The 11480-nt window shown below is 64.9% G+C and carries 11 protein-coding genes; 6 read left to right on the top strand and 5 right to left on the bottom strand.

Translation table 11 applies throughout. The features are described 5' to 3' along the window. Positions 1–33: 33 nt before the first annotated feature. The 4 genes from APH33_RS22130 to APH33_RS22115 all read right to left on the bottom strand — a co-directional run bounded on the left by APH33_RS22130 (position 34) and on the right by APH33_RS22115 (position 3423). Complete coding sequence (locus APH33_RS22130) at positions 34–1266, bottom strand: M20/M25/M40 family metallo-hydrolase (RefSeq protein ID WP_054887189.1); 1233 nt, start codon at positions 1264–1266, stop codon at positions 34–36. Between the two features lie 122 nt (positions 1267–1388). After that, the gene (locus tag APH33_RS22125) at positions 1389–1706 is read right to left on the bottom strand and encodes a DUF2388 domain-containing protein (protein WP_054887188.1); all 318 of its coding nucleotides are present in this window, start codon (positions 1704–1706) and stop codon (positions 1389–1391) included. A 107-nt stretch (positions 1707–1813) separates the two neighbouring features. Then, complete coding sequence (locus APH33_RS22120; RefSeq protein WP_177332437.1) at positions 1814–2401, bottom strand: hypothetical protein; 588 nt, start codon at positions 2399–2401, stop codon at positions 1814–1816. 113 nt (positions 2402–2514) lie between these two features. Then, positions 2515–3423, bottom strand: coding sequence for a LysR family transcriptional regulator (locus tag APH33_RS22115; protein ID WP_054887186.1), 909 nt, complete (start codon positions 3421–3423; stop codon positions 2515–2517). A 348-nt stretch (positions 3424–3771) separates the two neighbouring features. Between APH33_RS22115 and katG the strand changes: the two genes are divergently transcribed. Next, positions 3772–6027 (top strand): catalase/peroxidase HPI, encoded by a 2256-nt coding sequence (gene katG / locus APH33_RS22110; protein WP_054887185.1) that lies wholly within the window; start codon positions 3772–3774, stop codon positions 6025–6027. A gap of 47 nt (positions 6028–6074) precedes the next feature. Here katG and APH33_RS22105 read toward each other — a convergent pair whose 3' ends face one another. Next, entirely contained in the window at positions 6075–6980 is a 906-nt protein-coding gene (locus tag APH33_RS22105; protein ID WP_054887184.1) for an AraC family transcriptional regulator, read from the bottom strand. A gap of 102 nt (positions 6981–7082) precedes the next feature. Here APH33_RS22105 and APH33_RS22100 point away from each other — a divergent pair, with 102 nt between their 5' ends. The 5 genes from APH33_RS22100 to APH33_RS22080 all read left to right on the top strand — a co-directional run. Next, positions 7083–7643, top strand: coding sequence for a carboxymuconolactone decarboxylase family protein (locus APH33_RS22100; protein ID WP_054887183.1), 561 nt, complete (start codon positions 7083–7085; stop codon positions 7641–7643). A 48-nt stretch (positions 7644–7691) separates the two neighbouring features. After that, positions 7692–8756, top strand: coding sequence for an acyl-CoA dehydrogenase family protein (locus APH33_RS22095; protein WP_054887182.1), 1065 nt, complete (start codon positions 7692–7694; stop codon positions 8754–8756). Continuing rightward, entirely contained in the window at positions 8753–9574 is an 822-nt protein-coding gene (locus APH33_RS22090; protein ID WP_054887181.1) for an ABC transporter ATP-binding protein, read from the top strand. Before APH33_RS22095 ends, APH33_RS22090 begins: the two co-directional genes overlap by 4 nt. After that, positions 9561–10766 (top strand): ABC transporter substrate-binding protein, encoded by a 1206-nt coding sequence (locus APH33_RS22085; protein WP_054887180.1) that lies wholly within the window; start codon positions 9561–9563, stop codon positions 10764–10766. The genes APH33_RS22090 and APH33_RS22085 overlap by 14 nt, the downstream gene beginning before the upstream one ends. Beyond that, positions 10766–11480: ABC transporter permease (locus tag APH33_RS22080; protein WP_054887179.1), on the top strand; the 715-nt coding region annotated here is incomplete at its 3' end. The genes APH33_RS22085 and APH33_RS22080, both read left to right, overlap by 1 nt.

The raw sequence follows: 11480 nt of genomic DNA, 5'->3' as shown, positions 1-11480 counted from the left end.
TTTACCCGCGAAGAGGCCGGCGCAGGCGATAGATCACTTGGCTAGATGCCTGATCATCGCCACGGTGAGGTAAAGGCGCGGCGCGATGCTGCCCAGTTCGATGTATTCATCGTCCCCATGCAACCCGGCCCCGACCACCCCCAGCGTTTCCAGCACCGCCGGTTTATCGCTGCCGGGCACGTAGGCATACCCGGCATCGGTGCCGAAGCGCATGGCAATCGGCTCGACCTTGTAGCCAGCTTCTTCGTACAGCTTCTGGGCTGTCTCGGCCAATCGGGTCGAAGCCGGGTTACGCGCCAACGGCGGTCGCCCTTTTTCGACCACGACACTGGCCTGGGTATCGGCCACCAGCTGCTTCTGCACGATGCGTTGGGCGTCGGCCTGTACCCGCTCAGTCTCGCCCAGGTCCGAATAGCGCATGTCCGCTTCGGCGGTGGCCAGGGCCGGAATGATATTGGCCTTTTCGCCGGCCTTGGCCAACGTCCAGTTCACCGTGGTGCCTTTGCTCGCATCGCCCAGGTCCTTTAGCTGGAGTAACTGGTGGGCCAGTTCGGTGAGCGCGTTGCGGCCCTCTTCGGGCGCAGAGCCTGCATGTGATGCACGGCCTTTGACTTCAAGCCTGAGGCGGTTGATGCCGTTGGTGGCGACAGTCACTGCATCCTTGTCCGGTGGCTCGTAAGAGAACACGTAGTCATGCTTGCGGGCCAGTTCGGCTATGATCTGCTTCGACCCGGCAGAGCCCATTTCTTCGTCCGGGTTGAACAGCACGGTGAGCGTGCGGTAGCCCTTGAACTGCTGATCGTTCAGCAACTTCAGCGCGTGCAGGATCATCGCCACACCCCCCTTGGCATCGGCGACGCCCGGGCCGTATGCGCGCTGGCCATCGACCCGGAACGGGCGTTTGGCAACGGTGCCGGGGACGAACACGGTGTCGTAGTGCACCATCAGCAGGAAGTCCTTGCTGCCACTACCTTTGAAGGTGCCGACAATATTGTCGCCGACCGACGGCTTGGCAGGGTGAGTCTGCACCTCGGCGCCCAGTGCCTTGAGGCGCTTCACCAGCTCGGCACTGACTTGCGTCAGGCCCGCTTCGGTACCGGTGCCGGTGTCTACCGAGACCAGGCTCTTGAGGGTTTGCAGGTACGCCGGTTGTTCGTTCTCGGCCTGCTTGAGCAGCTCGTTGGGGGCGGGTTCAGCGGCAGGTGCCTGGGTCCAGGCGATCAGCAGCGCCAAGGCGATGGCGTGGGGAGGGCGGGGCAACGGCATGGGGGCGTCCTTGTTGTAGTGAGTCCTTGAGCCTAGCCACTAAGCTCGATGTCGCTCGGGTAAACCAGTACGCACATCAACTCCACCGCTGTTCGAGCCGGTGGAGTCTGCGTGGCAAAAGTTCAATGATGGGCGACCGGATCATCCTGCGAGAGGATTGCCTTTGCCAGCTCTTCGTCACTGGCCTGCAAGCCAGGATGGTCCTTGCGAGCCTGTTCCAGCGCCGACTCCACATAGGCGCCACGAATGGTCCCGCCGCTGGCGACGAAGGCCGACAGCTCGTCCTGTGCGGGGATGATGCGTTTGTCGTCCTTGAAGGTCGAATACAGCGAGGCGGAAACACCGGCCGAGGTGGCGACGTCGCCCGCATCGACGCGGGCCAGGGCAGCACCGGCAGGCAGCAGGAGCAGCAGCGCAGGGGCGAGGAGTAGGTGGCGCATGTTGTGTTCTCCAGTAACGTGAAGCACAAGGAAATAAACCACTCACTGCTTAAGAGAGCGGGCGAGTGGCAGGAGTTCCCTGGATTCTGCCGGAGCGTCGTCGTGGCTCACACCTTGCTGCCCAGCAAGCGCTGCAGCGAAGCATCGAAGTCGCGCAGGGCATCGGCCTTGGCGGCCTGCTCATCTTCCAGCATCCGCGCTACGTTGCTGACATCCTTGTGCGCACGCCCTTCGGCGCGGCCAATGTAGGTCAGCTGGCTGTCGAAGAACCGCGCCACCACCCGGCTCTCGACGTCTGCCGTGGCCAGGCGGCTTTCGCTGTCCAGCAGCACGATCACGTCCGGGTGGTCGGCAAGCAGGCTGTCCAGGTCTTCGTAGAAGGTCACTTCGGCGAACTGCTGGGCCAGCGAATGCGCCAGCCAGTCGTAGGCCTGGCTGCCCCCGCGCAAGGTGGCTACCGGAATGCTGCGCGGCTGCGACCTGGCCACCGCATCGTCACGGTGCTGCTGCAGGTAGCTGAGGGTGCTGTCGGCATTACGCCCGAGCAGCACGGCCACATGCTGCCCCGGGGCCAGGGCGACGCTGGAAATGGCCGTGGCCGAGTAGAAGTGCCCGCAGGGCTGGGCAGCCTGCTGGCCGGCCGGCGCGGCACAACCGCCAAGGGCAGCGAACAGGGCGAGCAGGGCAGCGAGCATGCCGGTTTTCATGGTTAGAGCCTCATCGATCAGTGAATGCCGCCATCTTCCGCCCGTCGCGGCTGCCGCGGAACTTGATGGCATTCATGGTGGCTATCGATGGGGTCGATGAATCAGCTCGGGCGGGCCATGTACTGCAAAATGCGTTCGCGCAGCCAGCGCTCGGCCGGGTCGTTGTCGTGGGCGCCGCTCCACACCATCGACAGCTCGGCCTCGGTGATCTCGAAGGGCGCGGGATCGGCACGCAGGCTGCCATCGTCTGCCAGGGCGCAGGCGGCATAGTCGGGCACGGTGGCGATCATTTCGGTATTGCGCAGCAGTGCACGCAGGCTGCCGAACTGCGGCACGGCCAGGACCACCTTGCGGCAGCGGCCGATGCGTGCAAGGTCGAGGTCGATGTTGCCGCTCATGTCACCGGAGAACGACACCATCACATGGGGCCGCGCACAGTACTCGTCGAGGGTCAGCGGGCCGGGGCGGTCGTCGGCGCGCAGCACACGCACGCCGATATCGCGCAGCTTGCGGCGTTTGGCGGTGGCGGGCAGGTCGGTGGTGTAGCTTACCCCCACAGAGATCTCACCGCTGGCCAGCAGGCCTGGCATCAGCAGGAAATTGGCCCGGCGCACCACCACGCTGATGTCAGGCGCTTCCTCGCGCAGGGCTTGCAGCAAGGCCGGGAACAGGCCGAACTCGGCATCGTCCGACAGGCCCAGGCGGAACTGGTTGCAACTGCTGGCCGGGTCGAAGTCACGGGCGCGGCTGATCGCAGACGAAATCACGTCCATGGCCGGGCCCAGTTCGGCGAAGATCTGCATGGCCCGCGGGGTGGGCTCCATGGCCCGGCCGCTGCGGATCAGCAGCGGGTCGTCGAACAGCTCGCGCAGGCGGGCAAGGGCGGCGCTGACGGTGGACTGGGTGATGAACAGCTTTTCGCCGACGCGGGTCAGGTTGCGTTCGATCATCAGGGCTTCGAAAAGCACCAGCAGGTTCATGTCGACGCGGCGCAGGTCGTTGCGGTTCATGGGGCTTGGCTCACCGGGCTGGAGGGGTTGGCGGTGTATTGAAGCACGACGCTGAGCGTTGTGCCTTGTATGGATGTGCCGGGGCTATCAGCCCTTAAGAGCCACTCTATTAGAAGTCTGCCCAAGCTCGGCTAGTCTTTCCCCTGGCCCTGCGAAATCCACCTGTGCGCGGCGTGGCAGCACGTGCGTGCAAGACCGCGCCGCACGTGACGTGGGAGCTTCGCCAGCCCCGTGTCGGCACATCACCGACCAGACCTGACGAGGGGTAGGCACGAGCCCATGTGCTCGGCTGAAAGAACACCTGGCAGAGACCGGAAATCTGGATAACCGACCCAAAGGTAACAGCAGATGTCGAACGAATCGAAATGCCCGTTCCATCAAACCGCAGGTGGCGGCACCACCAACCGTGACTGGTGGCCTGACCAGCTCAACCTCAGGATCCTCCATCAACACTCGTCGAAATCCAACCCTGACCCGGATTTCGACTATGCCAAGGCGTTCAAGAGCCTCGATTTCCAGGCCCTGAAAAAAGACCTGACCGCCTTGATGACCGACTCACAGGACTGGTGGCCAGCCGACTTCGGCCACTACGGCCCACTGTTCATTCGCATGGCCTGGCACAGCGCTGGTACCTACCGCATCGGCGATGGCCGTGGCGGTGCCGGCTCCGGTCAGCAGCGTTTCGCGCCGCTCAACAGCTGGCCGGACAACGTCAGCCTGGACAAGGCCCGGCGCCTGCTGTGGCCGATCAAGCAGAAGTATGGCAACAAGATCTCCTGGGCCGACCTGATCGTGCTCACGGGTAACGTCGCCTTGGAATCCATGGGCTTCAAGACCTTTGGCTTCTCTGGCGGCCGCGCCGATGTGTGGGAGCCGGACGAAGACGTGTACTGGGGTTCGGAAAAGGTCTGGCTCGGTGGTGACACCCGTTACGGCAAGGAGCAGGTCAAGGCGCAACCGCCAGGCCAGGGTGACCTGGTCGCGGAGCCACAGAAACATCCCGAGGAACAGAGCCGTGACCTCAGCGGCGAACGCAACCTGGAAAACCCGCTGGCGGCGGTGCAGATGGGGTTGATCTACGTCAACCCGGAAGGCCCGGAAGGCAACCCGGACCCCGTCGCATCAGGTCGGGATATTCGCGAAACGTTCGGCCGGATGGCGATGAACGACGAAGAAACCGTGGCGCTGATCGCGGGCGGCCATGCCTTCGGCAAGACCCACGGTGCCGGCCCGGCCGACAATGTAGGCCCTGAACCGGAAGCGGCGAGCCTCGAACTGCAGGGCCTCGGCTGGGCCAACAGTTTTGGCACTGGCAAAGGCGGGGATACCATTACCAGCGGCCTGGAGGTGACCTGGACGTCGACGCCGACTCGTTGGAGCAACGAGTACCTCAACAACCTGTTCAACTTCGAGTGGGAACTGACCAAGAGCCCGGCCGGTGCGCACCAGTGGCGACCGAAGGATGGCAAAGGCGCAGGCACGGTGCCGGATGCCCACGATCCGGGCAAGAAGCATGCACCATCCATGCTCACCTCTGACCTGGCGCTGCGCTTCGACCCGATCTACGGGCCGATCGCCAAGCGCTTCAAGGATAACCCCGACCAGCTGGCCGATGCCTTCGCCCGTGCCTGGTACAAGCTGATCCACCGTGACATGGGCCCGCTGGCGCGCTACCTGGGCCCGGAGATGCCCAACGAAGAGCTGCTGTGGCAAGACCCGCTGCCCAAAGCCGACCACCCGCTGGTGGACGAACAGGACATCGCCGGGCTCAAGGCCAGGATTCTTGCGTCGGGCCTGAGCGTCGCCGAACTGGTGTCCACCGCCTGGGCGGCAGCCTCGACCTTCCGTGGCTCGGACAAGCGCGGGGGTGCCAACGGCGGCCGCCTGCGCCTGGCACCGCAGAAGGACTGGGTGGCCAACCAAGGCACCGGCACGGTGCTGGCGGCGCTGGAGAAGATCCAGAGTGACTTCAATGCCGCAGGCAAGAAAATCTCCCTGGCCGACCTGATCGTCCTCGCCGGTTCTGCCGCCGTGGAAAAGGCGGCCAAGGATGCCGGGCACAATGTCAGCGTTGGCTTCCGGCCGGGCCGTGTCGATGCCTCGCAGGCGCAGACCGACGTCGAGTCGTTTGCCGTGCTTGAGCCGCTGGCTGATGGATTCCGCAACTTCAGCAAGGCCCGCTACAGCGTCAAGGCCGAGAAGCTGTTGCTGGACAAGGCCCAGTTGCTGACCCTGACCGCGCCTGAACTGACCGTGCTGATCGGTGGCCTGCGCGTGCTGGGTGCCAACCATGGCGGCAGCAAGGATGGTGTGTTCACCGACAAGCCTGGCACCCTGAGCAACGACTTCTTCCGCAACCTGCTGGACATGGGCGTGGAATGGAAGCCGACTTCGGCGGACAACGACCGCTTCGAGGGCCGTGATCGCAAGACCGGCCAGGTGAAGTGGACGGGCAGCCGGGTCGACCTGGTGTTCGGCTCGCACGCGCAGTTGCGGGCGCTGAGCGAGGTGTATGGCAGCAGCGATGGCAATGACAAGTTCGTCAAGGACTTCGTGGCGGCCTGGGTAAAAGTGATGGAACTCGATCGCTTCGACCTGAAATAACGTTCTCGCTGACAGCCAGGGGGCGCTTTGCGCCCCCTTTCAGCCGGTCAGCGCTGCTCGTGCTGGCGTCGATATGCCCCTGGTTGCACACCCACGGTCTTGGCAAACGCCCGGGTAAACGCCGCCACCGATTGATACCCCACCTGCGCTCCCACCTGTTCCACGGTATTGCCCGCCTGCAGCAACCGGCAGGCATGGCGCATGCGCAGCGCCAGCAGCACCTGCCCCGGCGACTGCCCGGCCACCTCCACGAAGCGCTTGAAGAACGCCGAGCGCGACAATCCGGTGCAGGCCGCCATGTTCTCCAGTGTCCAGGCCTGGCCAGGCTGTTCGATCAATTGCTCCAGCAACCCGGCGAAGGCCGGCTGACGGGCGAGGGCGACCAGCCCGCCAAGCGACTGCCCGCCATGCACCTGCTGGCGCAGCACATACAGGAACAGCAACTGGGTGAGGCGCTCCAGCATCGTTTGCGAGGGCGAGCGCTGGCACTCCTCCAGAATCAGCCCGAACAATGCCCGCGCCGCATGCCCGGCCGGTTCATCGGCACGCAGCACGATCCAGTCGGCCAGCCCGTCGACGATCAGCGACGACAACCCGGCGCGGAAGTCGAAGAACCCGCATACCAGGCCCACCCCGTCGCTCGCCGTCGCATCCAGTGCCTGCATTTGCTGGCGTGGCTGGTCGCAGGCGGTAATCGGGTCCTGGTCGCTGGACAGTCGATAGCCCAGGTCGCGCAGCAGGAACACGGCATCGCCGGCGGCCAGGCGCACAGCCTCGCTCCGGCCATCGAGGTGCAACCAGCAATGCCCCTGCACCACTAGGTGAAAGCTGGCGCGGCCCATGCCTTGGGTGCTGGCATGCCAGCCACCGCAATAGCGGCCGACATGAAACAGGCTGGCATCGAGTTCGAGGCCCTCTAATAACCAATCGACAAGATGGCTGGATGAAATCATCTAATGCAAAGACTCAGGAGCAAGGAAAGGCGACTGATGAATATGGAGGGTAATTCTTATAACCAACAGACTGTAGCGACCTACACGACAGGAGACCACTCCATGACCTCGCGCATTACTCTACACACTCTGCAGAGCGCTCCGGAAGCGGCCCGCCCATTCCTCGAGAACGCCCAGAAGAACTCCGGCTTCATTCCCAACCTGCTCGGCGTGCTGGCCAATGCCCCGGCAGCGCTGGAGACCTATGTCACCGTCTCGGCCCTGAACGGCAAGTCCGAATTGTCCCTGGCCGAGCGTGAAGTGGTGCAATTGATAGCCGCCACCCAACACGGTTGCGACTTCTGCGTTGCCGGCCATACCGCCGTGGCCCTGAACAAGGCCAAGCTGCCCGCCGAAGTGGTCGACGCCCTGCGCGCCCGTGGTGAACTGCCGGATGCCCGCTACGAGACCCTGGCCGAATTCGCCCGTGAAGTCATTGCCACCCGCGGCAACGTCAGCGACGCCACCTACCAGGCCTTCCGCGCAGCCGGTTTCACCGAGGGCAACGCCCTGGAAGTGATTCTTGGCGTGAGTCTCGCAACCCTGTGCAACTTTGCTAATGTGTTCGCCCAGACGCCGCTCAACGACGAGCTGAGCAAGTACCGCTGGCAGCCAACTGCGTAATCGACGCCTGGCGCGGGTGGCGCCTGTGATTTCAAAAGGAGTAGGGACATGCTTGATGCTGCATTTCGTCAATGGCTGGATGCCAATGCCGAGGCAATCGACCAGGGCCAATGCGACCCGCAGCACGTGCTGGCGCATATTGCCGAATCGCAACTGCTGCGCGTTGGCGTCGCCCCGGCACTGGGCGGCAGCGGCGGCGCAGTCACCGATGCGGTCGAAGCCATCGCCGCCATCGCCAGCCGCTCACTGGCCGCAGCCTTCGTTTGCTGGGGCCAGCGCGCGTTTATCGAATACCTGCTGCAAAGCCCCAACCAGGGTTTGCGCGAGCGCTTGCTACCCAGCCTGCTGACCGGCGAGCTGGCCGGTGCCACCGGGTTGTCCAACGCCATGAAGTTCCTTTCCGGCATCGAGGCGTTGCAGGTGCGTGGCCGCTGCGAGGCGGCGGGCTGGACGCTGGAAGGCCGCCTGCACTGGGTGACCAACCTGCGCAAGAGCGGCTTCGTCGTGGCGGCGGCCATCGAGGACGACGCCGGTGGCTCGCCTTTCGTGATGGCCATTCCCTCCGCCAGCCAGGGCCTGGAGCGCTCTGACGACCTGGAACTGATGGGCCTGCAATCGAGCAATACCGCCGCGTTGGCGTTTCATCAGGTGCAGTTGAGCCGCGACTGGCTGTTGCACGAAAACGCCCGCGAATTCCTGCCCAAGGTGCGCCCGGCGTTCCTTGCCCTGCAGTGCGGCATGGCCATTGGCCTGGCGCGGCGCTCGCTGGAGGAAGTCCACGAACACCTGCATGGGCGCCTGTCGTTCCTCGAAGAACACCGCCAGGTGCTCAAGGAACGCCTGGAAAACACCGTGGCCGAGCTCAAGCAAGGTCTGCTCGAGGAGCGCTACCAGGGCCAGCCGGCGGCGCTGTTCAAGCTGCGCATCACCCTCGCCGAAAGTGCTGCCGACGCCGTGCAGCTGGAGCTGCAGGCCAGCGGCGGCAAGGCGTACCTGGATGAGTTCGGGGCCGGCTTCGCCCGCCGCTGGCGCGAGTCGGCGTTCGTGCCGATCGTTACCCCAAGCCTGGTGCAACTGCGCGCCGAGCTGCATCGCCAGGCCGCCAACGCATGAGCCAAACGCTACTCCAAGCCTGCGCGATCAACCTGGGCTACCCGCGCGAGGGTGGTTGGCAGGAGGTGCTGGCGCGCTTTGACCTGCAACTGGCGCCAGGCGAGGTGGTGACCATCCTCGGCCCCAGTGGCGTCGGCAAGTCCAGCCTGCTGCGGGTGCTGGCCGGTTTGCAGCAACCGCGCAGCGGGCGAGTGACCCTGCACGGCGAGCCGCTGCAGGGGCCGCACCCGCGCCTGGCGGTGGCCTTTCAGGACCCGAGCCTGCTGCCCTGGTTGAGCCTGGAAAAGAACGTCGCCTTCGGCCTGGATTTCGCCCGCCAGCCCAAGCTGCCGGCAGCCGAGCGCCGCGCGCGCATCGACCAGGCCATCAGCGCGGTGGGCCTGGCCCATGCGCGCAACCAGTATCCGGCGCAGTTGTCTGGCGGCATGGCCCAGCGCACCGCTCTGGCCCGTTGCCTGGCGCGCCAGCCCGAAGTCCTGCTGCTCGACGAGCCGTTCGGCGCGCTCGACGAAGTGACCCGTGCCGACATGCAGCAATTGCTGCTGCAACTGATCGCCGCTCACAACACGGCGGCGGTGCTGATTACCCACGACATCGACGAAGCCTTGTTGCTGTCCGACCGGGTGCTGCTACTGGGCGACCACCCGGCGCACATCCTTGGCCAATGGCACATCGGCCTGCCGCAACCGCGCACGCAGCGGGTCGAGGAGCTGGGCGCGCTGCGAATCGAGATACTCAAGACCCTTCGGCGGGCGAGCCGCACGGCTGAACCTTCCCCTTCCTCGTTGACTTCGGAGCCTGCCCATGTGCATGGATGACTGCTGTTCCTCCACCTCGCGTCGTGATTTCCTCAAGCTCAGCGCCATGCTCACCGCTGCCGGCGCCGTACCGCTGCTCTCCAGCTTGCAGGCTCGCGCTGCGGCCGAACCCGACGCGCCGGTGCGCATCGGCTACCTGCCGATCACCGATGCCACGCCGCTGCTGGTGGCGCACAACAACGGCCTGTTCGAGGCTGAAGGCATCAAGGCCGAGCGCCCGGTATTGCTGCGCAGCTGGGCGCAGGTGATCGAGGCTTTCATCTCTGGCCAGGTCAACGTCATCCACCTGCTTTCGCCGATGACCGTGTGGGCACGTTACGGCAGCAAGGTACCGGCCAAGGTGGTGGCCTGGAACCATGTCGGCGGCTCGGGCCTGACCGTGGCGCCGGACATCAGCGACATGAAGCAACTGGGCGGCAAGACAGTGGCCATCCCGTTCTGGTACTCGATCCACAATGTGGTGTTGCAGCAGATGCTCAACGACAACGGCCTGACCCCGGTGTCGAAACCTGCCAATGCCTCGCTGGCGGCCAATGAGGTCAACCTGCTGGTGCTGCCGCCCTCGGACATGCCGCCGGCCCTGGCCAGCAAGCGCATCGCCGGCTACATCGTCGCCGAACCGTTCAATGCCCTGGCCGAGAACCTCAAGGTCGGCCGCGTGCAGCGCTTTACCGGCGATGTCTGGCGCAACCACGCCTGCTGCGTGGTGTTCATGCATGAACACGACCTGAACAACCGCCCGGAGTGGTCGCAGAAGGTGGTCAACGCCATCGTCAAGGCCCAGCAATGGACCCGCGACCACCGCGCCGAAGCGGCGGCGTTGCTGTCCAAGGCGGGCCCCAACAAGTACACGCCGCATGAACCGGCGGTGCTGACCAAGGTGCTGGCGCCGGCCGCCGAAGACCGCGCTGGCTACGTGGCCAGTGGTGCGATCCGGCATCAGCAATGGGACGAGAAGCGCATCGACTTCCAGCCCTACCCATACCCCAGCTATACGGAAGAACTGGTCAAGCGCTTGAAGCACACCCTGATCGAGGGCGAAAGCGGCTTCCTCGCCGGGTTGGACCCGGTGCAGACGGCTCGCGACCTGGTCGACGACCGCTTCGTGCGCAACGCCATTGCCGCAGTCGGTGGCCCGTCCGTGTTCGGCATCGCCGAGAACTTCCAGCGTAGCGAGGAGTTCGCGGTCTGATGGGCAAGCACGTCGTAGCTGCCGGCCTGGGGCTGGCGGGCCTGCTGGGGTTGCTGCTGCTGTGGTGGGCGGGTGTTCAGTTGTTCGGCGAGGCTGACGGCCTGTCGGCACGCTTCTCGCCCCAGGCGACCCTGGCCAGCCTGGTCGAGTTGCTTGGCCAAGGCGAGGTCTACGGGCATGTCTGGGTCAGCCTCAAGCGCATTCTGGTCGGCTTGTTGCTGGCGTTGCTGATCGGCGTGCCGCTGGGGCTGCTGGTGGGTAGCTACCGGCACCTGGAAGCAGCGACCACACCGGCGTTCCAGTTCCTGCGGATGATCTCGCCCTTGTCGTGGATGCCAGTGGTGGTGATGCTGATGGGCGTGGGTGACCAGCCGATCTACTTCCTGCTGGCCTTCGCCGCACTCTGGCCGATCCTGCTCAACACGGCCGCAGGCGTGCGCCAGCTCGACCCGCGCTGGCTGCAGTTGAGCCGCAGCCTCAGTGCCACGCGTTGGGAAACCTTGTGCAAGGTGATCGTGCCGGGGGTTATCGGCCATGTGCTGACCGGGGTGCGCCTGGCGATTGGCATCCTGTGGATCGTGCTGGTGCCGTGCGAGATGCTCGGGGTGAGCGCGGGGCTTGGGTACTTCATTCTCGATACCCGCGACCGCCTGGCTTACTCGGAACTGATGGCGATGGTACTGCTGATCGGCGTGCTGGGGTTCATGCTCGATG

This window comes from Pseudomonas sp. NBRC 111130, assembly GCF_001320485.1.
GTDB lineage: Bacteria > Pseudomonadota > Gammaproteobacteria > Pseudomonadales > Pseudomonadaceae > Aquipseudomonas > Aquipseudomonas vlassakiae.
Note: the sequence above shows the minus strand (reverse complement) of the source record. Positions and strands in the feature narration are given on the sequence as shown.